The organism is Daejeonella sp. JGW-45 (assembly GCF_029360805.1).
In the GTDB taxonomy this organism is placed as follows: Bacteria; Bacteroidota; Bacteroidia; order Sphingobacteriales; family Sphingobacteriaceae; genus Daejeonella.
In genome coordinates this window covers 1-24,208 of sequence record NZ_JARKNC010000003.1, presented here as the reverse complement: position 1 = coordinate 24,208, position 24,208 = coordinate 1, and the positions used below count along the sequence as shown (strand labels likewise).

At 41.4% G+C, this 24,208-nt stretch carries 26 protein-coding genes and 1 tRNA gene; 16 read left to right on the top strand and 11 right to left on the bottom strand.

The features are described from left to right. Positions 1-4 precede the first annotated feature (4 nt). The 11 genes from P2W76_RS05655 to P2W76_RS05605 are packed head-to-tail and all read right to left on the bottom strand — an operon-like array spanning position 5 to position 11,124. Positions 5-3,802, bottom strand: coding sequence for a hypothetical protein (locus tag P2W76_RS05655; protein ID WP_276346593.1), 3,798 nt, complete (start codon positions 3,800-3,802; stop codon positions 5-7). A 12-nt stretch (positions 3,803-3,814) separates the two neighbouring features. Then, positions 3,815-4,234: a GPW/gp25 family protein gene (locus tag P2W76_RS05650; RefSeq protein WP_276346591.1), complete on the bottom strand. Its 420-nt coding sequence runs from the start codon at positions 4,232-4,234 to the stop codon at positions 3,815-3,817. A gap of 1 nt (position 4,235) precedes the next feature. Then, the gene (locus P2W76_RS05645) at positions 4,236-4,535 is read right to left on the bottom strand and encodes a PAAR domain-containing protein (protein ID WP_276346590.1); all 300 of its coding nucleotides are present in this window, start codon (positions 4,533-4,535) and stop codon (positions 4,236-4,238) included. Between the two features lies 1 nt (position 4,536). Then, positions 4,537-6,324: a type VI secretion system tip protein VgrG gene (gene vgrG / locus P2W76_RS05640; RefSeq protein WP_276346589.1), complete on the bottom strand. Its 1,788-nt coding sequence runs from the start codon at positions 6,322-6,324 to the stop codon at positions 4,537-4,539. Between the two features lie 2 nt (positions 6,325-6,326). After that, on the bottom strand, positions 6,327-6,995 hold the full coding sequence (locus tag P2W76_RS05635; RefSeq protein WP_276346587.1) for a LysM peptidoglycan-binding domain-containing protein: 669 nt from the start codon (positions 6,993-6,995) through the stop codon (positions 6,327-6,329). A 1-nt stretch (position 6,996) separates the two neighbouring features. After that, positions 6,997-7,164 carry a DUF5908 family protein gene (locus P2W76_RS05630; protein WP_276346586.1) on the bottom strand — a complete coding sequence of 56 codons (168 nt, stop codon included), beginning with the start codon at positions 7,162-7,164 and terminating at the stop codon, positions 6,997-6,999. 1 nt (position 7,165) lies between these two features. Then, on the bottom strand, positions 7,166-7,612 hold the full coding sequence (locus P2W76_RS05625) for a phage tail protein (RefSeq protein ID WP_276346585.1): 447 nt from the start codon (positions 7,610-7,612) through the stop codon (positions 7,166-7,168). Positions 7,613-7,618: 6 nt separating this feature from the next. Next, positions 7,619-8,074 carry a phage tail protein gene (locus tag P2W76_RS05620; protein ID WP_276346584.1) on the bottom strand — a complete coding sequence of 152 codons (456 nt, stop codon included), beginning with the start codon at positions 8,072-8,074 and terminating at the stop codon, positions 7,619-7,621. A gap of 42 nt (positions 8,075-8,116) precedes the next feature. Beyond that, a complete protein-coding gene (locus P2W76_RS05615; RefSeq protein WP_276346583.1) occupies positions 8,117-9,694 on the bottom strand; it encodes a phage tail sheath C-terminal domain-containing protein in 1,578 nt (525 codons plus the stop codon). Between the two features lie 12 nt (positions 9,695-9,706). Next, positions 9,707-10,543, bottom strand: coding sequence for a hypothetical protein (locus P2W76_RS05610; RefSeq protein WP_276346581.1), 837 nt, complete (start codon positions 10,541-10,543; stop codon positions 9,707-9,709). Between the two features lie 2 nt (positions 10,544-10,545). After that, positions 10,546-11,124 carry a DUF4255 domain-containing protein gene (locus P2W76_RS05605; RefSeq protein ID WP_276346580.1) on the bottom strand — a complete coding sequence of 193 codons (579 nt, stop codon included), beginning with the start codon at positions 11,122-11,124 and terminating at the stop codon, positions 10,546-10,548. A gap of 182 nt (positions 11,125-11,306) precedes the next feature. Between P2W76_RS05605 and P2W76_RS05600 the strand changes: the two genes are divergently transcribed. The 16 genes from P2W76_RS05600 (at position 11,307) to chrA (ending at position 24,001) form a co-directional block, all read left to right on the top strand. Further along, positions 11,307-13,361, top strand: coding sequence for a glycosyl hydrolase family 18 protein (locus tag P2W76_RS05600; protein ID WP_276346578.1), 2,055 nt, complete (start codon positions 11,307-11,309; stop codon positions 13,359-13,361). Between the two features lie 240 nt (positions 13,362-13,601). Then, positions 13,602-13,678: transfer RNA gene (locus P2W76_RS05595), tRNA-Pro, on the top strand. A gap of 294 nt (positions 13,679-13,972) precedes the next feature. Next, the gene (locus P2W76_RS05590) at positions 13,973-14,608 is read left to right on the top strand and encodes a phage integrase SAM-like domain and Arm DNA-binding domain-containing protein (RefSeq protein WP_276346576.1); all 636 of its coding nucleotides are present in this window, start codon (positions 13,973-13,975) and stop codon (positions 14,606-14,608) included. 110 nt (positions 14,609-14,718) lie between these two features. Beyond that, positions 14,719-15,228 carry a hypothetical protein gene (locus P2W76_RS05585; RefSeq protein WP_276346574.1) on the top strand — a complete coding sequence of 170 codons (510 nt, stop codon included), beginning with the start codon at positions 14,719-14,721 and terminating at the stop codon, positions 15,226-15,228. A gap of 158 nt (positions 15,229-15,386) precedes the next feature. Beyond that, complete coding sequence (locus tag P2W76_RS05580; protein WP_099365170.1) at positions 15,387-15,716, top strand: metalloregulator ArsR/SmtB family transcription factor; 330 nt, start codon at positions 15,387-15,389, stop codon at positions 15,714-15,716. Between the two features lie 66 nt (positions 15,717-15,782). Continuing rightward, positions 15,783-16,256, top strand: a complete 474-nt coding sequence (locus P2W76_RS05575; protein ID WP_099365171.1) for a DUF6428 family protein — start codon at positions 15,783-15,785, stop codon at positions 16,254-16,256. Positions 16,257-16,269: 13 nt separating this feature from the next. Then, positions 16,270-16,890 (top strand): class I SAM-dependent methyltransferase, encoded by a 621-nt coding sequence (locus tag P2W76_RS05570; RefSeq protein ID WP_276346572.1) that lies wholly within the window; start codon positions 16,270-16,272, stop codon positions 16,888-16,890. 10 nt (positions 16,891-16,900) lie between these two features. Continuing rightward, positions 16,901-17,512: a protein-tyrosine-phosphatase gene (locus P2W76_RS05565; protein ID WP_276346570.1), complete on the top strand. Its 612-nt coding sequence runs from the start codon at positions 16,901-16,903 to the stop codon at positions 17,510-17,512. Positions 17,513-17,515: 3 nt separating this feature from the next. Then, positions 17,516-18,547 carry an ACR3 family arsenite efflux transporter gene (gene arsB, locus P2W76_RS05560; protein WP_276346569.1) on the top strand — a complete coding sequence of 344 codons (1,032 nt, stop codon included), beginning with the start codon at positions 17,516-17,518 and terminating at the stop codon, positions 18,545-18,547. 32 nt (positions 18,548-18,579) lie between these two features. Further along, the gene (locus tag P2W76_RS05555; RefSeq protein ID WP_276346568.1) at positions 18,580-19,380 is read left to right on the top strand and encodes a helix-turn-helix domain-containing protein; all 801 of its coding nucleotides are present in this window, start codon (positions 18,580-18,582) and stop codon (positions 19,378-19,380) included. A gap of 79 nt (positions 19,381-19,459) precedes the next feature. Continuing rightward, positions 19,460-19,762, top strand: a complete 303-nt coding sequence (locus P2W76_RS05550; protein WP_276346567.1) for a hypothetical protein — start codon at positions 19,460-19,462, stop codon at positions 19,760-19,762. Between the two features lie 169 nt (positions 19,763-19,931). Next, entirely contained in the window at positions 19,932-20,531 is a 600-nt protein-coding gene (locus tag P2W76_RS05545; RefSeq protein ID WP_045754287.1) for a phosphatase PAP2 family protein, read from the top strand. Then, positions 20,512-20,940 (top strand): DoxX family protein, encoded by a 429-nt coding sequence (locus tag P2W76_RS05540; RefSeq protein WP_276346566.1) that lies wholly within the window; start codon positions 20,512-20,514, stop codon positions 20,938-20,940. The genes P2W76_RS05545 and P2W76_RS05540 overlap by 20 nt, the downstream gene beginning before the upstream one ends. A gap of 51 nt (positions 20,941-20,991) precedes the next feature. Then, entirely contained in the window at positions 20,992-21,327 is a 336-nt protein-coding gene (locus P2W76_RS05535) for a hypothetical protein (RefSeq protein ID WP_276346565.1), read from the top strand. Between the two features lie 101 nt (positions 21,328-21,428). Then, positions 21,429-22,865: a metallophosphoesterase gene (locus P2W76_RS05530; RefSeq protein WP_276346564.1), complete on the top strand. Its 1,437-nt coding sequence runs from the start codon at positions 21,429-21,431 to the stop codon at positions 22,863-22,865. Positions 22,866-22,870: 5 nt separating this feature from the next. Next, on the top strand, positions 22,871-24,001 hold the full coding sequence (chrA, locus tag P2W76_RS05525; RefSeq protein WP_276346563.1) for a chromate efflux transporter: 1,131 nt from the start codon (positions 22,871-22,873) through the stop codon (positions 23,999-24,001). Positions 24,002-24,208 lie beyond the last annotated feature (207 nt).

Sequence of the window (24,208 nt, the reverse complement as noted above, 5' to 3'; positions counted from 1 at the left end):
TCAGTTAAATTATATCATGACTAATGAAGAAGTTAAAATATTCGTCCTCATCAATCGATGTTTTGTCGGCCTGAGCCTGCTCATTCTGCGCGAGCTTATCGTCAAATACCAGCAGTTCCTCACCTATCAGCAGGTTTCCAACACCAGTTCTGAGTGGGTCAGAATATTCCGGTTCAGCGATCATCTCAAACAGGTGGTCTTCCGAAGGTATGATCACCGCCTCGGGAACCGAGCCCCTGATAGCATTCAGGTTGTTGCGCCCGAAATCATTCACACCTGACAATATCTCCCCGGTTTCCTCATTTTCCCAATTATAAAAATGCAGCACTGAAAACCCGGTGACGTAGTCAACGTAAGGCCGCTTTTTTATATAATTGAGGATTTCAGTTACAAATATCTGGGAACCGATCTTAAACGAAGAGCTTGATTCATAAAGCCAGGGGCAGAGGTATTTCTTCAGATCTTCTCCTAGCTTTTGTTTATAAACCCCATCGTCAGAAGTCTTGTTGTGCTTAAATTTGATCTTGCTTACGATCTTAACCTTCTCATAAACGGGATTCTCTATTTCCACATCCACGAACGTTGAGATCGATGCTTTTACAAAGGTCTTGATCTGATAGAGTACCGCCAGGCTTACCTTAGGCTGATCGTTCTTGAAATAACTTTGCTCATGATCCTCAGGTACCACAATGATCCTTATCTTCCTGCTCCCTGCCGAGTAAATACTATTCAGCGGCGGCTCGGGTGAAATGCATTTGGCCATCAGAATGGCCGGAAACCGTTCCAGAATCGCTTGTTCTATATCGCGGTTGGTAATAAGTCTGCTCTTATGCCTTAGCCGCTCACTTACGCGGATATAAAATTGCTCACTGGTTTCAGCAGCGGTTCCGCCGTAAGACGGAAACAACTGGTAGAGGCCGTTGAGACCCGCTATTTTTTTACTTAACGTCTTTATAGTATTTGGAGGAAGCTTAAACGCGGTCAGGTCCCGGCCATCGTTGACGAGCCGTGCAGCAGTAACCGCATGCGGATAAACGCCGATCATACGTGACATGACATTCGTCTGTCCTTTTGAGGCTGCTCTCAGCCAGTGCAGATCTGCCGAAAGCCGGGTATTATTCTTCCTGACGTCTTCAGGCAGGCGGATCTTTACTATCCCAGTATTGATAAAATTATTCGTCGTATCGTAAAGTATATCGCCCTTTGCAAAATCAATCCAGGAATTATTGTACATATAACTCCAGATTATCGGTGCCGGATCTTTCGCTGTATTTGTAAAATTCTGCTCTCTGAGCTGGAAAAGAAGCGTAAGGTCCTGTTCCGGGAGCAGATCCTGAATCCCAATATAAAGATTGTTCTCATATTCAAAGTCAGGAATGAAGAGGTACGGCTGCTTGTCGCTTTCAGGATAGATATTATCAAATCCGAAAGGATATTGGTGAATGATCTTTAAAGCCGAATCTTCATTATTGAACGTTTTCAAAAGAATTTCCGAATGCTCAAGGCTGTAGTCAATGGTTATCGACCTGACCACAGGCGCAGCCGGCGTATTTGGCATGGGCCTTTTGGTAACAAAGCGTTTTGAATTATGCATCACCGTTTCCGAAAGCAGTGGTGGATATATCTTCGACCCAAATGCCTCCTTCGGTGAAGAAAACTCAAGGCGTACTGCCCCTTCCGTAAAGTTCTGATCAGCTATCAAGGCCTCACGGTTTAGCAGGGGCCTGTTAGGCATCTCCAGCTTTTTAAGATCAACACCGCTTATTTCGGAACTGTCACTTAATATCTCTCCACCAAATTCTCCCCTTTCCACGTTGAAGAGGTTAAATTCCTGTCGCTTCGACAAGGCAGGTTTAAACTTACCGTGGGATAAAGCACTCAGCTTGACCCGGAACGAGTCGTTGTTGATATTCGCATTATATTCCTTGTAATAATCTTCCCATCCGCCCGAATTCCTTGGAAGATCGATCCAATCAAGCTTAATGCAGAAATCCTTGGTGAAACGGTTGAATATATTCGTGTTCTTTATGTCGAGGTACGATCCAACGCTGGGTTGCGGTCCAAAAGGATGGAATGGGTTATCAGGACTGAGATTCCCCACGTTGTTTTGCAATTTTACGGCCCGGCTACCATTAACATGAGAGTTTATGGTTACCCTTTCGATGATCATCTTCCTGAAAAATGAAAATGGGTTATGCGTTGAGTAATTGTTGAGCAGCACTTTAATGATTGGCCACTCCACCTTGTAGTCTTCACCATGAAACTCGGGATTATACACACCGAAAGCCACATCGACCGGCGACAGCTCGAATTCGATCTCGATACTATTCTCAGCCATATTGATCTTAACCGTATATCGCCTTATCTCCTCCCAGCTTTCGGCAGTAGTGAAACTAAGTACGAAGGCATCAGATAGAAGCTCGTAGCTTACTGTTTGCAGCAGCTTACCGGTAATTTTGGCAAAGTTCCTGAAATACTGAAGCAGTTGTATAAATGAACCCGTTTCAAAATAAAATAATATGGACACCGTGCGTGTCCCTTCCGTCAGGTAGAGCACTGGCGAAGCCAGCAAAAGCCCGATCTCCGCATCCTCCATAGTGCGGTCATCATCAGACAGCTCGAACTGGCTTTCGCCAAGTACCGGCCATGGCTTTAATAAAGACTGGCTCTTAAAGAACTCGCCAGGCTGCAAATTAGGATAAGAAGCTTTATACACTTCCGTCTCGTTTACATCCTTATCCTCTATCTCGGGAGATACAACCTGGGTGTGTTCATCGAGAAACACAGTTCTGAGTTCTGTAACCTTTGCTTTGGTCACCATCAGGTCTTCGTTAAGCAAGTAATAGAGCGTGCGCCCATCAACTTCTGCCTGCAGCTCCTCACCCTCCTCCAGATCAACCCTGTCGACGACGGCAGGATCAAACACAATGTGAACAGAATCCGGCACAGCGCTCCTGGGCTGAAGGCCTAAGACATCCTTGTAGTAAAAATTAAGATGCTCCCTGGAAACGTCGTTTAGCTGGTTCTGCAGGTTCTGAAACAAGTGCAGGAAGGTTATACACAGAGCCAGGTGCGGCGGATATTCCTGCCCCGATATATCGTGGTCTTTATAGTAAAATGCCGTGACGCCCAAAAAGTTGTTGTACTTAGTCCTTAGACTGGTAAATGCTTTCTTTATTTCCGGTAACGCAGGTAATATCTTCTGCTTGATCTCCGGGTCAGCACCGAAGATTGGTCCCGGCTCATCCTCAGTCTTTTCAAAATCATCTCCGGCAATATTTATTCTGAAAGATTCCCCGAAAAGATCCCCGGCCTCCTGTGTATAGGCGTTGATGAGATTGATCTCGGGACCGAATGCAGCAATGATACCGGAAAGCTCAGAAGCGATCCTGTTGTAGGCTGGTCCGCTCTTTAGCTTCTCATGGCTAACCTTAAATGTGTTGATGATGTCTGAGAGGTAGCTAAACAATTCGCGGAGTGCTGACAGCGCTTCCTTATCACCTGTGGAAGTCTGGATCTTCGATTCCAGCCGTTCGAACTGCGCCATATGGCGGGTCAGGTCGAACCGGGTGATGAGCATAATGAGGATATTAATATCAGATTTAAAGAAATCTTGCCAGGTGCCGTCAACCTGGTTCTTCTCATTATAGAAGTTGATCTCCCCAGCAAGGTCCGTCATGAATTTTAAGAGCTCTTCAACAGTCCGGCCGTCAATTTTGATATAGTCAGGATCAAGCGCCTTGATGCGCCTTTCATCCTGGGTCATACCATCTATTAAATCCTGTAACTGATCGTTAGCCATTTATTGCGGAACCTAGACAGATGAAACATTTGTTCCCTCAAGCAAATAGAAAGGAAATACAATATTGTGCCTTGTGTTAGTGATGATCACCTTAAAATTGATCTGTATCAGCAAGCGGCCATCCGGGCTGTCGAGGTTTAGCACCTCAGTGTTGAGGAAAGTTATACGGGGCTCAAAATTTAATAAAGCATGGTAGATCAGGTGATCCAGGCTTGCCAGCAAGGTCGAGTCTATGGTTTCGAACACCAACCGCTTCAGATCGCATCCGAATTCCGGCTGCATGATCCTCTCGCCCGGGGTGGTGCTTAAAATTATGCGGATACTATCTTCTATGTCAGCGATATCACCGACCATCTGGACTGAATTATCGACCTTATTAAATTCAGGTGGAAAGCTCCACCCGGTTCCCAGAAACGATTTAACCTCATTCATATTAACCTCCTATCATAACTGTGGGTAAACCCAAAACTATCGAACCGCCGTGTGCGGTCGTATCGCCCATGCGGGCCGCAGGTTTGCCGCCTATCTGAACCGTGGCCGAGCCCTTCACTATTGAATCCGGGGGGCCAACACAAACACAATTATCACCTAAGACGGCTGCCGGAATCTTTCCGATCAATACCGTTGGAATTCCTGGTCCTACAACCGGCCCGCCAACATGCGGAATTGGCGGCAATCCCGGGGTAACCATCGGGCATACATGCATATCTGTTAGTCTTGCTGCTGGTGGCATATTAGTTTATCATTACAAGCGCACCCTTTACCACTGTCTGGCCGGAAGCGGAGATCTCTGCTGAAGCATTTCCCTTAGCTACAAAGCCAACCTGTGCGGTGCTGTTAATATTTAATCCTTCTATTGCTACATCGGCTTTCGAGCTGATACTAAGCGCTGCTGTAGCATCTAAGACAATCTTACCTGTGGCCTTTAAAGTTAGATCTTTTGCACTTTTTATTTCAATGCCGGATGCGGTCATTTTTATGGAGTTGCTGTTCTGGTCGACGATCTCGACGGCCTTGCCGTCATCGTCCAGGGTCACTGTATTTCCCCCCGGCGTTGATATTTTCGTGATCTTCTTTTCATCATCAAAGCTGATCTTCAGTTTACTCTTAGTAGTGATACCCTTAACATAGTTCCCCGCGGCTACTGTAGTTTCCGGCGCATTCTTGGAGCTGTAAAGTGAGCCCAGAATTACCGGCGACAAAGGGTTGTTGTCAAGGAACCCGATCACCACCTCATCCCCGATCTCGGGAAGGAAGAAAGACCCGGAGGTACCTGTTGCATAGAAATTACCCATACGGGCCCACATTGTAACGTCGGTTTCAGAGATACCCCCGAATTTCACCTGGATCCTGAACTCATTCGCGGGATCGGCGTCCAACTTCATAACAACGGCCACTTGTAAACCATGAACTGAGGGCACCTGCCCGGCAGCCGGCGTGTACGAAAAATCCGGTCGCTCTGCAACAGGGTTATTTTCAAGTCCGAACCGCGCCGTTGTTTTCCAGTCGCCATCCACAAGGCTATGCTCTACCGATGAAACATAGGCCTTTCCGTTAAACCGCGCGCCCACACCATTTAGCTCTATAATATTGCCCGGCATAACAAGGGAGCTGCCCTGGAAACTTACAGTCCCCCGTAAAGCGCTAAGACGCATCCTTAGCAGGCTTGCATCTGCCCAGGACTTTAGCGAATCGGTTGTCATTGGCGATCCCGAGTTTAAACTCAGGGGCTTCTGGTTCAGCTTTGAAGATAACTGTACACCGGTGATGTTACCCTGTGCGTTGATCGTTGGTTCTGTAGCGCTGGATTTTGTCATGGCCTGCGTGGCAAGGTCCCAGCTGGACGCGTCAACGCTCGCAGGCTGCCTTTCAGCGTTCAGCTCAGCATCGAATTCGGTAATATCCATTCCATAGGTCATGCTGAGTACCGGCTCGGTCGACAGCTCGGGTGCTTGAATGACTATATTAGACATTGTATACGAAATCACAAAACCGCACGCCTCAGCTCTCGCAAGCACAAAATCCCAGTCTGTAGCCAATTTCTGCACCATGCTCTCATGCTGGACCGATGTAGATCCAACAGTCGGGCTTAGCGCACTGTAAGTTCCCAGTATTGCGGAAATGATGTCACTGTCCTTCTGCTGGAGAAAAATAGCTTCCTTTTTATTGAAGGTCATTTCCACGGCCTCATGTTTACAGGTCACCACCAGGAATGATGACTCTGCACTTATCCTGATAGCTTGTTTCACGATAACCCCGCTGAATATAAGTGCTTCCTGCTCACCGTAGCCTGCAGAAATCGTCACCTTAACTCCGGGAATCAGCGTGGCCGCATTACTTATGGGAAAATCAGCCGTCTCAACGCTTCCATCAATGATCACAATTTCGGCTGTAGGTATACGGTTGATCTCATAGCGCGTATGTATCGAAACAATAGGCGTAGTATCCGCCAATGCGGTGCCGTCTGCTGTGATGGAGTGCCTGATGGTGAATTCCGAATGATTTAATGGTGAGTCAGCCATATCTATTTCTTAAGCGGGGGAAAGTAAATTTCGTCGCCGGGCTTGATATCCATCGGGCTGTTCAGCCCATTGGCCTTTGCCACCTGTATATAATGCGAACTGTCGCCATAAATCCGGTAAGACATTAAAGGCAGGGTATCCCCGGCTTTAACTGTTCTCAGGTGGGTAAGGTCCGGAGAGCTTGTTGCCGCTTCCTGCGTTTTGGTCTTATAATCTATACTTTGAGTAAAATCTACATCGATCGTAGCCCTGAGAGCCTTACCAGAAGGGTTGAACAGACTGTATTTCACATCTATTTTCGAGCACACCCCGGTAAACTTCAGGCTTCCCCAAATGATCAGCAGATAGTAGGGCCGATGAATATCCCCCTGGTACTTGGCAACCAGGTCTGTAAATTTCTTTATATACGCATCAACGTCAGCAAAACCAGCGGGCAGTTTAACCACGCCAGTGCCGTCCACAAAAAAAGAAAGGCTCAGATCACTCTGGCCCATACTTTTAAAACCAAGGGTGGGTGCAGGAGCGCCCAGCGTCTGGTCCGGACTATAATCGACGGTTAGCTTCCTCTGATAACTCGAGGGATTTATGAAAGCCACAATAGAATCTGACGTCGGCCCCTTACAGGCCGGATCCTTGTAGGCAAATATTTTTAACTTAACAAGATTCTGCATATCAGCGATCCGAAAGCTTACTCATCTTCTGCATGACACTATTCACGCATTCCTTAACAATTTTGTCTTTCAGCCGTGCGAGCTCTCTCTGATCAATGCCTTTGTCAGTTTTTCTGTTATTCTCATCCACAGCTACCTTAATAACAAGCTCTCTGATCTCTATCGGCATCTTAGTTCACTTTAGTAAAATAATCATAGCAAAGCTCCAGCGTCTCCACGACAATAGCATTTTCCTGTGCTTTGAGATCAGAAACCTTCAAAGCAACGGGGTAAGCATTTATGAACCTCCAGGTTGATATCGGAGCACCCTTTTCATCGAGAAGATTCAGATTTACCAGCTTAGGTTTAAATTCGAACAAGTCGAAACTATTCCTTGCCCATGTAATTAACGGAGAGCCCAGTAACATTCCTCTTTTGAGGATAAGATTTTCATAAACAGGGCGATTGGGGAACCGGTGTTCAAACCGGTTCTCCCCGCCCTCTTTAATACTTTCAGGAGTGATTTTAGCGTTTAAGCCGCTAACCTCCTGGAAACTACCTTCATTTATCCCCGTTATCCCCTCAACGTTCACCTTAAAGCTGAATCCGACGGGCGGGTAATATATTTCAGTAGACATTAATTATTATGCGCTTAATGACAAACCTTCGTGCGCTAGTTCGATTGTTTCTACCGCAATTTCGTTAGCATCGGCTTTCATGTCCGAAACTGTCATCTTGGTAGGAAATGCATTAAGCAACTTCCAGCTCATCGCAACCGCGTTGGTCTCATCAAGTAAACTTATCAATATAGTTGAACGTTTTATCGTGTTCATCTTTAATAAGTTATACTTATCCCAAAGCGCTTTGTCGCCTTTAAAGATCCCCTTCTTGAGGGTAATGTTACCGAACTTCTGGATGCCCGGCATTTTTACTGTAGAGTAAACTTTGCTGTTTCCTCCGCGGTACTCGATAACCTGGGTTTCCGATGATAAACCGGTCACTTCCTGGAATATATATTCAGCATCGTCCCATTTCACTTGAAATGAAAACTTAACTAACGGCCAGGTTGCCGTTGACTGTGCTGCGCCATCATCTGCCATAATTGTAATATTTTAATTTGTGATTGTTTACGATTAATTAATTTAAGACTGTTGCATTTGCTGCTGGAACGTGATTACGATGAACTCAGCCGGACGAACCAGGGCTACCTTCACTGTGATCAGCATTTTTCCATCCAGGATATCAGTAGGTGTCATTGTTGACCCTAATCCGATCTGTACTTCGAAAGCTGCTTCCGGCGATGCACCCGCCAATGCGCCCTGTTTCCAAAGGTTGATGAGGAAGTTCTCGATCATACTTTTTACAGTAACCCAGGTATTAGCATCATTCGGCTCAAAAACATAAGCACGTGTAGATAACTTGATAGATTGTTCGATCATGATCAGAGTCCTTCTCACGTTGATATATCTCCAGTCCTGGCTGTTTCCGTCCAATGTACGACCACCCCAAACCAAAGAACCTATTCCCGGGAAGGAACGGATCACGTTGATCGATTTTCCAGCCATGACATCCACGTTCAGGCTTTGCTGGCCTTCACTGGAAATATTTACTGCCGGTGCGTTCACCATATTAACTGACACGTTTGCCGGAGCTTTCCATACACCACGGCTGTTGTCGACCTGTGTGTAGATACCAGCCATTGCACCGCTTGGGGGCAATTGGTTCAGCTTATTACGGATCTCATTGATGATATTGCCATAGGTCGGGCTTACTGCCTTCAATCCCTGGTGCAGGTGCTTTTTCGCTGTTGATATGTCTTTGCTCTTTGAATCAACTGCAGCCTCCGCTTCCACGATGACGATAGCATCGCCGCCTTTAAGCGCCTCTTCACGCTGATCGATAAGAGTTTTCAGCTCAGGGTCAAATTTCTTACGGTCGTCATTATACTTGGCAATGATCTTTTTGGCATCGGTTTCTGGCAGCAAGGCAGCAAGATCGCCGTCGATGTTCTCAAAATCAAGCTCATCAGGCTGTACAATAGAAGTTTCCAGCCATGGGTAGTAAGCAGCACCGTAATTCAGGAAATTAATACCGATCGCTTCACGGAAGGTGTTGATCACCTCTGCTGTTTCATCAGTGGGACCTTGTTTTGCAACGTCAAAGATCGCAAAGCGGCTCTGCATCTTCGCGCAGTGCGCCAGCACCTTCTGGTAGATACCATAGGCTTCTCCTCCTAATGCAGTAGCATCCGGCATAACTACTAAGGTTGGCTCGAACTCTTTCTCGAGGATATCCAAAACTTCGAAGTCGCCGGCTTTGATCTCGATGCTATCGGCTCCTGCGTACAGACCTACAGACAGTACATAGCTCGGCCCACCGCCATTCGCATAAAATAAACGGATACTGTTAAACAGGTACGCAGTGTTGTTGTCGTTAACGACAACCGTTTTCTGTACACCGTCTACCGTAAACACGTCGGTGTCATCTTTCGACGCATCCGTTACCGTAAATTTCGAATTGAATCCTTGTCCGAAACATTCAATGTATTCGGCAAAAGATGTGATCCTGGTTGGTTTACCTACCAGTGATTTACCATTCCGTTCTGCAAATGCGGTGTAGCCGACAAATACAGGCACAGCAGTCGCAACTGCTACTGCTGAGCTGGGAAAGGCGTTCTTTTCTTCCAGGTAAACCCCTGGGGTCATAAGTGTTGATGCCATAGTTTAAGTTGATTAATGAATAAATATTTCTGAATAATTGAGGGTTCGGGGGGGTGAATCAGAGTCTATTAAAGTGATGTGATTCGGATCGGCGGAAGGCAGGGCCCTCATGACGACCTTATATCTGCCTGTTTCAGCATCGTAATTATCTACCAGCTGGAAAACGTTCCTGGCCTTCTGACTAAAGCTTATAGGGCTCTTAGACCGGAAAGCAAGGGCATCCTTGCCCCTGACTGGTAAGGTTTCCGGGCCTTCGAAGGATTCCGCACTAAGGCTGTCAAGTATGGCAGGACTGTTCAGCGACTTCAAGTCGTCGCTAACCAGGATATATCGCCAGTAAGTCTCCTTAGCTTTAAATGTTATGGTATATGAATCTTCCAGGCCTGCAGAAAGCAAGAGATCCAGTTTACCAAAGGGTTTGCTGAAGTACCTTTCCTCAAAAGAATCTAATGGCAATAGGTCCTCAGAAGTAACATACGAATCGCTGTGCAGTGACCTTTTCAAGCTGTTGCTGTCCTTAAGCATGTTATGGAAGTAGAAGATACCGGAAGTAATGTCTCCCTCCATTGGTTCAGTGTAATTATAAAACCCCTTGTCGGTCAGCCTTAATACACATTCACATAACACCTCATCTCTCAGCGCATCGCTTCTTTCACGTGAGCCTCCGGCAAAGTTTACATCAAACAAAATACGAAACCCGCCATTAAAAGGCTTTAACATCAATCCATGATTCAGCAGCTTTCGTAAGCTGCGGTCTGATGGCTCGATAATAAATCCCCCAAACAGCTGATCTGAAAAATAGCTGTGCCTGAAATACACAGTCACTAAAGTTTCAAACCTGTAATTCATCCTCAGTTATTTGCAATATTATTCTCATTATCGACACCTGTTACCAGAGGTCTGTACTCTCTTACAACATTGTTATCGAATGTTAACATCCTGACTTTATACACCACAGATGGCATATATTTAGCCCCCAATGCTCCCCAAATATTATTCACCTGTTCCGGGCTGATCGTAGCCAGCTCAAAAACCATTTTTTCTATATCAATATCCAGTCTCGGCGTGTTGGTTCTGGTAAACACGCTGTTCTGCTGGAAATAAGCTATGATAAAAGAAATAAACCGCAGTGCTTCCGGGTAATTTCCATTGCTGAAATAGGCCGAGAACAGCACGTATAAATTTATTGTTAAAGCAGAGGATTTATTTATTAACACTGAGCCGCCCGGAATGCCCGAGTTGCTCTTACCTATGCTTTCCCTTTCTATATTCACCAGCGTGACCAGGATCTTGTTCTCACCCTGTATCGCAATCGTCCCATCCTGATTTACTATAGCTGAAAGAACAACCTTATCCTCGCTAATTTTAAGCCTTATCCTGAAATACTCATTTATCTCTTCAGCGAGACACGAGAGGGCTTCGTAAATCATTTATATTTATTTTAACATTTTTGTTATCTTAAATATATAACACTTTGACAATAAAATTCCATGTCCTAAAGTAAATATGTTTAAAAATAGTGTTAAAAACTTTTGTAACATTAAGAAAATTAATTTAAAAAATATACTATAATTTTTTTTCACGAGATTTAGTGTCGTCCTACGAAAGACATATGCCGAAAATTATTACTTTATTTCTCTTGGTTTTTTTGCTTCTGGGCGGAAAAACATTGCTTGCATATCCTGAACGAACTCTTATCGTATACCAGCAGCCTAAAGCAAAAAAAGACACTACAAAAAAAGCTAACCTTCTCAAGAAGTTATCCGAGGCAATTAAGTTTCGGAAAAACACGATAACCAAGGAACAGAAGCGAGTCCAGGCGATCATTGAGAAGATGATCTCAAAAGATTCTACCGTTGCTACTGTTCAGGATCTCGAAAAGCTAAAGAGTGAGCTTTCGGAAGCCAATAAGCAGCAATTTGACATGCTCCTTGAGCTTATCAAGGAAATAAAGATACCCGAAGGGGCGGCTCCGGCCGAAGAACAGCCATCGGGCGGTGATCCCAGCAAAAGACCATTCAAGGTTACTAAGGAGTTGGACCCTAATGATAAGTATATCAATGACCTGGTAGACCGGCTGATCCCAATACTCACCGATACTAAAGAAGACGATGAGCAGGTAAAAACCCGGCAGGAGCGTCTTAAACTCATGCGCGACATCTATGCCCGCAAGGAAGCATTTATTGATACGCTAAACGACAGTGTTGTCGTCAGGTACAGGCTGAAGCTAAGCCGGCGCGTAGAGGTCCTGGGTAATTACATGTATGAAAGCGGCTACAGGGTCAATCCCTATAATTTTACCACCCTCACCGGCCTGCTTTATAATTCATACGATCTGGATGGCAATACGGGTTTTGCGAAGAACTTCAATTCCTGGAATGATGCCCCCATCATTGAAAGTGCAAAGGAAGGCGGTTCAAAAGTATACCTGACCGTTACGACAAAAAGCTCTGTGGAAATGGCAAGGTTTCTGACGAACCAGACCGCCATGAAAACCATGATCAGCAAAACCCTGGAGCTCCTGGAACACCGGGGGGCCGACGGGGTAAACATTCAGGTAACTGGCTTAAACCAGAGGCTCCGCTCCTACTTCGTTGATTTTGTCGGCTCGCTGTCTAAAGCCTACAGGGCAAAGCAGAAGCAATACCAGATCGCAGTTACCCTGCCGGTATACGATGATCTGAAAGCCTATGATATTGCAAGCCTGGACACCCTGGTCGACAAGTTTATCATCAATTTCAGCAAGAAGCCTACTAACTTCCCGGGGCCGGTCGCTCCCCTAAATGACGACAGCGACTACAGCGTGCAGTCCAGCGTTTCGCGCTATCTGAATGCCGGTATTCCGCCGTATAAATTTATCCTGGGTCTTTCCTACTATGGGGCTGAGTTCTCAATTAACCCGGATACAGGAACAGAAACGTTTAAAGGCTATGTGCCGTACCAGACGATCCGCCTGAACTACCAGTATGCCCCGGTAACCTATCATGAAGAACAGGGGTTTGTGAGCATCGAAACACGGGACGATGAAGGCAACCTCACAGGGCACATTTATTATGATAATGAGCGGTCCCTCGAACAGAAATACGATTTTATTTTGCAAAATGGCCTTGGTGGAGTGGCTTTCTGGGAACTGGGAGCCGATGGCGGTTACGGCGAGCTGTGGGATGCCCTGGCTAACAAATTCGTTAAAATCGATACGGTTTCCAAAGAAACGATATTGCTAAAAGGTGCCGGTGGCATTGACGGCTCAGTCTGGGGGTACATTAAAAAGAATACGGTTGCCTACTATTACGCTTTACAGCATCCATGCGACCCAAGCTACGACCAGCCCGAAACACTTCTTCTTACCATCTTTAATATCTTCCTGGCGCTTGTCTCAATAGCACTGACGGTTATCCTTATCTTAAAGATCAAGGAAAACGGCGAGCGCTGGAAATGGAAGAAGACCCTCTTCCGGGTTCTTATTGTCTGCTTCAACCTGTTTATCATCACCATATTCATGTGGTTGTACATTGATAACAATATTCCCTGGTTTGGCGCTGGCCAGGACTGTGTTGATATGCCATTTACAGCACTGTTGCTGATCATCTTCACAGGCATTGTGCTGGGCTCGCTTATCATGAGGTTCCTTATTTTCCCGGCGATACAGCATGACGAGAAACCTTGAGCTAAGAGCTGAGCAGATCTTCCCCGATTTAATCGGGGATCTCCTCACGTGGAATTGAAATCATATTCCGTCCAGCTTCTTACCTCATACCTGCTATAGATCAATTGGTTATAAACAGACATTCTCCCCGCCTCTTTTTTATTCGAAATTATTTTCAAAAATATTTGTCACAGATAATGAAAAGTCTATCTTTGCAGTCCCTTAACAAATGAAAAACACCGGTTATCATTGTTAAATGTTCGGGGTGTAGCGTAGCCCGGTATCGCGCCTGGTTTGGGACCAGGAGGTCGTAGGTTCGAATCCTGCCACCCCGACCACACTTACACTAAGTAAGGTCAAAAACCCTCAAATTCTATGAATTTGAGGGTTTATTGTTTTATATCATATCAAGAAACCCCAAAGAATATCAAGGTAAATGTGAGTTAAACGGTGAGTCATTTTAAGTTTTAAATTTACTCACCGAATAGCTTATAAATAACTGTAAATCACTTATTTAATACATTTATTTTGATGCTATTTATAATTGTTTGACTTCTTCACTTCATTCCATTGAATGGTTGGAATGCGAGAACTGCTCCAAAGTGTATGAGTTGAACATAAAATAAATGGATATGAAAAGTAAAAACACCTTTGGGATTCAATTCGTGTTGCGGTTACCCAAAAACAAGAAAGACGAGATGGCCGTTGTTTATGCAAGAATTACAGTAAACGGTCGCAGAGCTGAAATTTCCTTAAAAAGTAAAGTGTCAATTAATAATTGGGATGAAGCAAAAGGAAGAGCAAAAGGAAAGCGAGAAGAAATCATAAAATTGAACAGCCACATGGAGCAAGTGCGCTCGTTAATTTCTGATGGTTACCAAGAATTGATACAGCAGAACAAATCGGTTTCCGTGGATGCCGTTAAAGCCAAGTACCTTGGTGAAGATATAGAAGAAACGATGACTTTATTAAAGGTTATTGAATATCATAGGCAAGTTGCAGCTACAAAACTTGCACCAGGTACCATGAAGAATTATCATACTACCGAAAGTTATCTCAAAAAGTTTATTAAACATCAATATCGTAAAAACGATATAATGCTGGAAGAACTCAATTATAAGTTCATTCTTGATTTCGAAAATTTCCTCATTAATTATGAGTCGACCGATCATCACAAATCCCTTAATAATAATGGGGTGATGAAACATATGGAACGTTTACGCAAAATGGTAAATATGGCTAAACTCCGAATTTTAACCCCAAGGTAAAAGTTTTATTTGGAGACAAAGAACAGTTTTATCAAGTAAACATTATAGATGGTATTAATGAAGCAACGAATGAAAAAGGCTTCCTATTACTGAATGAGTTTAAAAATAATGTGAATGATGATACTGATTTTTTCAAAGATCGACTTTATAAATCTAAGATAGAGGCATTTCATTTTGGATGCGATAAGATGCGTAAGTTGGTAGATAATGATTTTGCTTTTTACCTTGAAAATGAAAAGAAAAAAATCAGAGAAATTCAAAAGATACCGCGAAAAATCATCAGGGATTTTATAAAGGCTTGCAACAGTTCCGACGAAAGTAGTATCCTGAAAAATCTTGACGAGAATATCACTTTTGAAGAACGCAAAAACTGGAAAACTATATTTGAAACCGAAGGTCTTTCGAAATTCAGAGAATATTTGAAATCATCCGAACAACAATTGTGTGGCAAGGATTTTAAAATTCGATCATCTTGGAATTTCAACTTACCAAATGTAACTATTGGTGTTAAGTATTTCCCCAAATCATCAAACTCAGAAGATCGACCATTTCAAAAATATGAACAGATCCAATTTGTAATAGAAAATGATAAGATAATTAAGGTTTATTATCAAATTTAAAGAAATAATGTAACCCTATTTTTCAATAAGACGAGTTACCAAACTATCTCTACAGAGAGACCTTCTTGTCTTATCAATGCATTTCAACAATATTTTTTATAAAGCTATTGCAGTTTTTGATATATTATCGTAATATTGCGATATAAATAAAAAAACAAATGGGTGTCACGAAGACTGAAATATTTACAGAAGAGCAAAATCATTTAGCTATTACTTTGAAAGCACTGGCGCATCCTGCAAGAATTGCCATTTTACAATATATCATCAAGCAGAATGCCTGTATCTGTAATGATTTGGTTGAAGAATTGGGATTGGCACAGGCCACCATTTCACAGCATTTGAAAGAATTAAAGAACATTGGCATCATTAAAGGTAATATTGAGGGAACAAGTGTTTGCTATTGTATTAATGAGATAGTTTGGCAACAAGTTAAAAAGGAACTCAATACTTTCTTTGTAGATGATATAACTATAGAAAAATGCTGTTAAGGCATTTTTTTAAAGCCTTTATTTATCGCTACATTGCAATATATAATTAACTATAATTTCAACAATATGAAACTATCAGAAATCAAAGAAATCCTTCCGACATTGGATAATGTTGAATTCCAATTAGAAAACGGAACTTTTGTACCCGAACATTTTCATGTAACCGAAGTGGGGCAAATAACTAAAAATTTTATTGACTGCGGTGGCGTAGTTCGCACCGAAAAAGTTATCAATTTTCAATTATGGGATGCTAACGATTTTGAACATCGCTTAAAACCCACCAAACTTTTAAACATCATTAAGCTTTCGGAAGAAAAGTTAGGTATGGAAGATGCCGAAATTGAAGTGGAATACCAAAGCAATACCATTGGAAAATATGATTTAGAGTTCATCGGAAAAACATTTGTGCTGAAAAACAAAACTACAGCTTGTTTGGCAGAAGATGCTTGCGGTATTCCATCAGAAAAGCAAAAGAAAAATTTAATAGAATTGAACGTAAATCAAACCAATACTTGCACACCAGGTGGCGGATGTTGTTAATCCCAAAATAAATATGGAACATTTCAATCGAAAATCCCATTGGGAAAATATTTACGAGAGCAAATCTTTAGAAACAGTGAGTTGGTATCAGCCTAATCCAGAAACTTCATTAAATTTTGTTCATCAATTCAACTTACCGAAGAGTGCAAAAATTATTGATATTGGCGGAGGAGACAGCTTTTTGGTTGACTACCTACTTGATTTAGGTTATGTCGATATTACCGTATTGGATATTTCCAATGCCGCTATCCAACGGGCAAAGGAAAGATTAGGCAGTAAAGCCAACAAGGTACACTGGATTATTTCAGATATTTCAGATTTTGTACCCACTCAGCAATACGACTTTTGGCACGACAGGGCAGCGTTTCATTTCCTGACGGAGAACCACGAAATAGAAAATTATATACAGACTACGACCAAAGCAATTGCCCCGGATGGCATTTTAGTAATGGGAACCTTTTCTGAACTAGGTCCCACAAAATGTAGTGGCATAGATATCAAGCAATATTCGGATAGTAGCTTGTCGAAATTATTTGAAAACTCCTTTGAGAAAATCAATTGTATAACCGTTAATCATACGACACCATTTGATACCGATCAGAATTTCGTGTTCTGTAGTTTCCATAAAAATTAAATCCCCCATTATGTATTCAGTATTATCAAAAACAATCGAACAAGTACAAAAGCAAAACATTAGCGAAGAACGTAAAACTATATTACAGCCACTGATCGATTTTGTACAGCAAAAAACAGCTCATAAGCGGGAAATAAATATCAACTTCATTTGCACCCATAATTCCCGCAGAAGCCATTTGTCTCAGGTTTGGGCACAAGTAGCCAGTGCGTACTTCAATATTGCAAATGTACATTGCTTTTCCGGCGGAACGGAAGAAACAGCACTATTTCCGAAAGTGGCAGAAACATTGACTAATCAGGGTTTTAATATCTTCAAAATTGCAGACACTCATAATCCTATATATGCTATAAAGTACAGTGAAAATGCTTTACCAATAATCGGTTTTTCCAAAAAATACGATAGCCCTTTTAATCCAGTTTCAGCGTTCGCAGCTATTATGACCTGTTCTCAGGCAGACGGTGGTTGCCCTTTTATAGCAGGAGCAGAAAAAAGAATTCCCATCACTTTTGAAGATCCTAAAATTTCAGATAATACACCGGAGCAATCAAAAGTGTATACCGAAAGAAGTTTGCAGATAGCAGCGGAAATGTTTTATGTCTTCTCAAAAATCAGCCAATAACCAATGCAACCAAAACTAAAATTCCTTGACCGTTACCTGACCTTATGGATATTCCTTGCCATGGCATTAGGTGTAGGATTGGGTCATTTCTTTCCCACAATTTCCAATGTTACAAACAGCTTGTCAGTAGGTACTACTAATATTCCTTTAGCAATAGGATTAATACTGATGATGTATCCACCATTGGCAAAAGTGGATTATTCCTTACTACCAAAAGCCTTTAAGGACAAAAAAGTAATCGGCATATCCTTATTGTTGAACTGGCTAATCGGTACAGTATTAATGTTCGGATTAGCTGTTTTGTTTTTACGCAACGAACCAGATTATATGACAGGCTTAATACTGATAGGCTTAGCAAGGTGTATCGCCATGGTTATTGTATGGAGTGATTTGGCAAAAGCCAACAGAGAATATACTGCTATGTTGGTTGCTTTAAATAGTATCTTTCAGATATTGAGTTACAGTGTTTTGGTTTGGCTGTTCATCAATGTATTACCAGCAAAATTAGGTTTAGCCAATTTCAACGTAAGTGTATCTATGAAAGACGTAACAGAAAGCGTATTGATATACTTAGGTATTCCGTTTTTGGCAGGTTTTTTAAGTCGTTATTTTTTAGTCAAAATACAAGGAATTGAATGGTATAACAGAACATTCGTACCTAAAATATCGCCCATTACATTATATGCTTTACTGTTTACCATAGTATTGATGTTCAGCTTGAAAGGCGACAAAATAGTGGCGTTACCAATGGATGTGATAAAAGTAGCCATACCCTTAATCATCTACTTTGTATTGATGTTTTTCGTGAGCTTCTTTATCAATAAATTATTGAAACTGTCTTACGACAAGAACGCATCAATCGCTTTTACTGCTACAGGTAATAATTTTGAATTGGCAATCGCCGTATCTATAGCGGTATTCGGCATCCATTCACCACAGGCATTTGTTGGAGTTATCGGTCCATTGGTCGAGGTTCCTGTTCTGATACTTTTAGTAAGAGCAAGTTTACGGTTAAAGAAGAGGTATTATAATTAATTTTATAAAGACAATATAGAAGCTCCAGCAAATTGAAAAATTCTATTTCCATAAAAACCAAAATTGAAGCGGCAGCATTATTAAAAGTTGTACCATTCCGGAAAGAAATTCGCAAGACCGAACCGCACAAACACAACAGCTATTTTGAAATTATTTATTTGAGAGAAGGAAACGGTTTCCATACCATAGACCATACTTCATTTTCAATTAAGCCACCCACCGTATTTTTTGTTCGTAAAGAACAGGTACATCATTGGGATATGACAGATACACCTGACGGCTTTGTTCTGCTTTTAAAGAAGGGATTTCTCGACCAATCGATGGACAGTGAGCTGAAAAGTCTATTATCCAAACTCAGCGAATTAAGTTGCATCTATCTGAAAGAAATAGGAAGTATAGATACATTATTTCAGCTGCTCACTACAGAAAAAGACTTTACCGTCACCGAAGGATTACTAAAAGCACTATTTGCTAAAATATTGATTTCAGCAAAACCTTTGACTAATAAAACCAGTAAAACCGATGATGTAATTACAGTTTTCAGGGAATTGCTCAACCAAACAAACGACCTTCGAAACAATGTTGCTCACTATGCAGAAAAACTCCATACGACACCACAAAATCTAAATGCTATTTGTCGTAAAACACTAAGCCAATCAGCAGCAGAAGTAATTGCTGAGCATATCATCAGCGAGGCAAAAAGACAATTGATTTATACAGAAGGTAGTGTTTCTGAAATTGCCTATAGTTTGAATTTTAATGACACTTCCCACTTTGTAAAGTATTTCAAACGGCACACAGGCCTTACGCCACAAACCTTACGGAATACCTAAAATACACCTTTTCATTTTCAAATATACCGTATATTATAATTTGTATTGTACGAAATTTGTATAGCGTAAAATACAGGTTATGAAATATTTGACAATTTTATTTATACTTTCTTTTTTTTCAGCTTGTAATCAAAAACACGAAGCTGTTCAAGGACAGTGGATAAAAGGAAACGAGCAGGAGAAACTTGAAACGATAGAAAATCAATTTCGTGGATTTGACATGGCAATGGTTGAAACCGGATATCGTTATCAGGAATTATATTTGGCAGGACAAGACGAAAACTGGGAGTATGCTGATTATCAATTGGAAAAAATCCAAAAGGCGATAGAAAATGGATTGGAAGAAGACCAAAACGGACAGCTTCCGCACAACATTTTTTAACCGTTACACTCCCTCAAATGAATGAGGCTCTAAAAAAAAGAGATACAGTTGTTTTTAATAAGAACTTCCAAATGCTTACCAATAGTTGCGTTAGCTGTCATGCAATGGAAAAAGTACCTTTTTTTACTGTAAAAACTCCTGTAGAAAGACAATCACCCATCAGAAAATAATGCTTGAAGATATCAAACAGATAGATACAAATATTCTATTATGGCTAAATGGAAGCCATAATGAATTTTGGGACGAAGTAATGTGGTTTGCCAGCGGCAAATACACTTGGCTTCCTTTTTATGTTGCACTGATAATTTTGCTTGTCTGGAAGTATAAAAAGGATGCTATCCTGATGATCTTACTAATCGCCTTGCTCATCACAATGAGTGATCAGCTGGCTTCCGGTATATTTAAACCTCTATTTGAAAGGCTGCGTCCAAGTCATAATGCAGCATTGGAAGGAGAGCTGCATATAGTAAACAATTATCGAGGCGGCAAGTTCGGTTTTATTTCTTCTCATGCCTCCAATGTCTTTGCTTTGGCATTTTATTTAACCATATTAACTAAACAAAATCTAAAATGGCTCCCAATCATTCTTATCCCATGGGCAATTTTTGTCAGTTTGAGCAGGGTTTATTTAGGCGTACACTATCCAACTGATATTTTAGTTCCAGCTATTTTAAGTATGCTTATTGCGGGGATGGTAGCCCATCTATATAAAACATTCAATCCAAAATTCATAAAACTATTTAATCATCATGTTTCAAAAAATAACTAAGACAGACCAATCAAAAACTACCATACTTATTCGACTGATGGTAGGTGCCGTATTTCTTTCGGAAGGAATACAGAAGTTTTTATTTGCAGACACCTTAGGTGCTGGACGTTTTGCAAAAATAGGTCTGCCTAATCCTGATTTTTTGGGCAGTTTCGTTGGCAGCTTTGAAATTATTTGTGGTTTTTTAACTCTTATTGGACTTCTGACAAGATTGGCGAGCATTCCTCTTATCATTATTATGTTCGTTGCTATTGCAACAACTAAATCAGAGGTTTTAGCAGAAAAAGGATTTTGGGAAATGATGCATGGAAGCCGTACAGACTGGGCGATGCTTTTGGGGAGTATCTTTCTATTGATAAAAGGTGGAGGTCGTTGGTCTATAGATAGTTTGACAAATACTCCTAAATAACTGGGAAAATTTCAATCACTTAAATATAACATATCATTTTAGACAATTTATATGAATAAGATACTATTTTCTGCTATTGCGTTGGTGTTTGCTACAACAGCAATGGCGCAACTTCCTAAAATTCCTGCGGCATACAGTAACCTGGGCTATGATACTAATGGAAGGTTATATTTTAAAGATAAGGATGAAAAATACTTTGCAGAAGAATTTAAAAATCCGCTAACGACCGAACAACTTCTTGGTAAACCGAAAGGTACTGAAAATGGAGTTCAGATGGATTTTGGGACTTTAAAAGGAACGGTAACCTATGGCTTAATCCCTTCGGAAAAGTTCCGCATCCCCTTCCCGTATATCGAAAAACCGTCAAAATTGAAGACGGTAAAATAGAGCTCAATATAAAAGAGGATTTCAAGTATCCGTATGATTTTGTAGACTGGAAGAAAAATGGGTACCTGAACCTTGGCTACCGAATTGCTGATGAGCAAGGTATGCTTTTGTTTGATGGCATAATTGCTTTAAAAGGTGAAGGACCATTTGAAGTCATACCGGCAATTTATGAAGGACCTTTTGTAAATATGCTTACTGATAACTCTGCTGTAATCTGGTGCAAAACCACACATCCCGTAAAGGCCGAAATTGAAATCAATGGCAAAGTTTATAAAGATGAGCACGAAACAACGCTGCATCGCTGGAATATAGCAGGACTTACCCCAAATACAAAGCACAACTATAAGGTAAAATATGGGATACAATCGCAATCGTATCATCTTAAAACTGCACCATCTAAAGGCAGCAGAGAAGCGTTCGTATTTGGTTATGCAAGCGACAGCCGCCATGCTACAGGTGGAGGTGAACGGAAAATCCTTGGAGCCAACGCCTATATAATGAAAAAAATGGCTGCACTTGCTCACATGAAGGACGTGAGCTTTATGCAATTCACCGGTGATATGATTAACGGCTATTTGAGCAGCAAAGAACAGCAGAGACTGGAATATTCTAACTGGAAAAAATCCATTGAACCATTTTGGCACTACATGCCCTTTTATATAGGTATGGGTAATCATGAAGCATTAGGTCTTATTTTTAAAGATGAAAACGGCAAGCAACAGGCATTTATTGATGCTTTTCCTTATGAGACCCAATCAGCAGAAGCACTTTTTGCAGAGGAATTTGTAAATCCTGAAAATGGTCCAGATAGCGAGGATGATAACAAGTATGACCCTGACCCTAAAAATATAGACTTCCCTTCCTATAAGGAAAATGTGTTTTATTATACCTACGGAAACGTGGCGATGATTGTCCTTAATAGCAATTACTGGTATGCACCTTCCATTGCTAATCAAACGGCTTCCAGCGGAGGGTTGCATGGGTATTTAATGGATAACCAACTTCAATGGCTTCGTGAAACGATCTCAAAGTTGGAAAGAGACAAGAATATTGACCATATTTTTCTTACACAACATACTCCTGCATTTCCTAATGGAGGACACAGTAAAGATGTGATGTGGTACAGCGGTAACAACGAAAAAAGACCCTACATTGGAGGAAAGCCCGTTGATAAAGGAATTATAGAACGCAGAGATGAATATTTAGATATTTTGATTAATCAAAGTAAGAAAGTGGTGGGTATGCTTACAGGTGATGAACATAACTATAACTGGTTAAAACTGACGGCTGATATGCCAATTTACCCCGAGAATTATCCGCATAAAAAACTTAACGTATCGCGCCCAATCTATCAAATCAATAATGGTGCAGCAGGAGCTCCTTATTATGGTCAGGAAGTATTGCCATGGAGTAAGCATACCCAGTCCTTTAGCGTGGAAAATGCACTGTGCCTGTTTTATGTGGAGGAAAAAAAAATAACAATGAAAGTATTTAATCCGGACACATTAAATCAAATAGATGAAGTCGAATTAAGATAGTTTAAATGGAAGAGAATGTAACCTTAAAAGAAATAGCAAAAGTTTTCAGTAAGTTGGGGATTATAGGGTTTGGAGGTCCGGCAGCACATATTGCCATGATGCGGGATGAAGTGGTAGTTAAACGAAAATGGATGAACGAACAGCACTTTTTGGATCTGCTGGGTGCTACCAACCTTATTCCAGGACCCAACAGTACCGAAATGGCAATCCATATTGGATACGATAAAGGTGGTTGGAAAGGCTTACTGACAGCCGGTTTATGCTTTATTCTGCCTGCCGTTTTAATAACAGGAATTTTAGCGTATTTGTATAGCCTTTACGGACAGCTACCCGAAGTACAACCTTTTATCTATGGTATCAAACCTGCTATAATAGCCATTATTCTGGCTGCAATTTATCCATTGGCAAAACAATCTGTCAAATCCATAAATTTAGGTCTTATTGGTATTACTGTTTTATTAGCGGCGGTGTTTGGAGTTAATGAAATTTATTTAATGTTTGGTGCAGGTCTGTTAGCGTTTGGATTGCACACGGTTCAGAACAGACAAAATAATACTTTGCAAAGTATCGTTCCGTTTACCTTTCTTCAGGTTACACAGACAACTTTTTGGACAGCGACAAATGCTAAACTGTTTTGGACATTTCTTAAAATTGGCTCCATACTTTATGGGAGCGGATATGTGCTGTTTGCTTTTTTAGATACAGAATTGGTAGCAACAGGTCTGCTCACAAGACGGCAATTGATGGATGCTATTGCAGTAGGTCAGTTCACGCCTGGTCCCGTTTTTTCATCGGTAACGTTTATTGGCTTTCAAATCAATGGGCTTTCAGGAGCCATTATCTCAACTATTGCCATTTTCCTGCCATCATTTGTTTTTGTGGCACTGCTTAATCCGTTAATGAAAAAGCTACGAAATTCTAAAGGGTTATCTGCCTTTTTAGATGCCGTGAATGTAGCATCGGTAGCCATAATCATAGCAGTGTGCTATGAAATGGGTAAAGAAACCATTACTGATTGGCGAACGATTTTAATTGCAGTTTTGAGCATTGCAATAACTTTTGGATACAAAAAATTAAATAGTGCTGTTGTAGTTTTGGGCGGTTCCTTATTAGGATATGTGTTATTTCAAATTTGATAAAAATTTAGATTATTATCTTCATAAGGAGAAACTGTACAAATTCGTAACTTTCTCAGACTAACTGTCCATACCGATAACAGTTTCTATTACTCTTTTAAAATTGTAGCCTTCCCATTTTTAAGACACCGTTAATTTAGAGTTATTTCCTCAATTAATACATTCTTCGTGTTGACCTCAGTCTGTTGTTTGGAGATCATAGCAGGT

Bases quoted from the DNA above. Each gene is read 5' to 3' on its own strand.
- P2W76_RS05635 (WP_276346587.1), bottom strand. From the start codon at position 6,995: ATGCAGAATCTTGTTAAGTTAAAAATATTTGCCTACAAGGATCCGGCC.
- P2W76_RS05570 (WP_276346572.1), top strand. From the start codon at position 16,270: ATGGAACATTTCAATCGAAAATCCCATTGGGAAAATATTTACGAGAGC.
- P2W76_RS05625 (WP_276346585.1), bottom strand. From the start codon at position 7,612: ATGTCTACTGAAATATATTACCCGCCCGTCGGATTCAGCTTTAAGGTG.
- P2W76_RS05605 (WP_276346580.1), bottom strand. From the start codon at position 11,124: ATGATTTACGAAGCCCTCTCGTGTCTCGCTGAAGAGATAAATGAGTAT.
- P2W76_RS05540 (WP_276346566.1), top strand. From the start codon at position 20,512: ATGTTTCAAAAAATAACTAAGACAGACCAATCAAAAACTACCATACTT.
- P2W76_RS05575 (WP_099365171.1), top strand. From the start codon at position 15,783: ATGAAACTATCAGAAATCAAAGAAATCCTTCCGACATTGGATAATGTT.
- P2W76_RS05615 (WP_276346583.1), bottom strand. From the start codon at position 9,694: ATGGCATCAACACTTATGACCCCAGGGGTTTACCTGGAAGAAAAGAAC.
- P2W76_RS05535 (WP_276346565.1), top strand. From the start codon at position 20,992: ATGAATAAGATACTATTTTCTGCTATTGCGTTGGTGTTTGCTACAACA.
- P2W76_RS05620 (WP_276346584.1), bottom strand. From the start codon at position 8,074: ATGGCAGATGATGGCGCAGCACAGTCAACGGCAACCTGGCCGTTAGTT.
- P2W76_RS05530 (WP_276346564.1), top strand. From the start codon at position 21,429: ATGCTTTTGTTTGATGGCATAATTGCTTTAAAAGGTGAAGGACCATTT.
- P2W76_RS05580 (WP_099365170.1), top strand. From the start codon at position 15,387: ATGGGTGTCACGAAGACTGAAATATTTACAGAAGAGCAAAATCATTTA.
- P2W76_RS05650 (WP_276346591.1), bottom strand. From the start codon at position 4,234: ATGAATGAGGTTAAATCGTTTCTGGGAACCGGGTGGAGCTTTCCACCT.
- P2W76_RS05590 (WP_276346576.1), top strand. From the start codon at position 13,973: ATGAAAAGTAAAAACACCTTTGGGATTCAATTCGTGTTGCGGTTACCC.
- arsB (WP_276346569.1), top strand. From the start codon at position 17,516: ATGCAACCAAAACTAAAATTCCTTGACCGTTACCTGACCTTATGGATA.
- vgrG (WP_276346589.1), bottom strand. From the start codon at position 6,324: ATGGCTGACTCACCATTAAATCATTCGGAATTCACCATCAGGCACTCC.
- P2W76_RS05565 (WP_276346570.1), top strand. From the start codon at position 16,901: ATGTATTCAGTATTATCAAAAACAATCGAACAAGTACAAAAGCAAAAC.
- P2W76_RS05545 (WP_045754287.1), top strand. From the start codon at position 19,932: ATGCTTGAAGATATCAAACAGATAGATACAAATATTCTATTATGGCTA.
- P2W76_RS05630 (WP_276346586.1), bottom strand. From the start codon at position 7,164: ATGCCGATAGAGATCAGAGAGCTTGTTATTAAGGTAGCTGTGGATGAG.
- P2W76_RS05655 (WP_276346593.1), bottom strand. From the start codon at position 3,802: ATGGCTAACGATCAGTTACAGGATTTAATAGATGGTATGACCCAGGAT.
- P2W76_RS05610 (WP_276346581.1), bottom strand. From the start codon at position 10,543: ATGAATTACAGGTTTGAAACTTTAGTGACTGTGTATTTCAGGCACAGC.
- chrA (WP_276346563.1), top strand. From the start codon at position 22,871: ATGGAAGAGAATGTAACCTTAAAAGAAATAGCAAAAGTTTTCAGTAAG.
- P2W76_RS05600 (WP_276346578.1), top strand. From the start codon at position 11,307: ATGCCGAAAATTATTACTTTATTTCTCTTGGTTTTTTTGCTTCTGGGC.
- P2W76_RS05550 (WP_276346567.1), top strand. From the start codon at position 19,460: ATGAAATATTTGACAATTTTATTTATACTTTCTTTTTTTTCAGCTTGT.
- P2W76_RS05645 (WP_276346590.1), bottom strand. From the start codon at position 4,535: ATGCCACCAGCAGCAAGACTAACAGATATGCATGTATGCCCGATGGTT.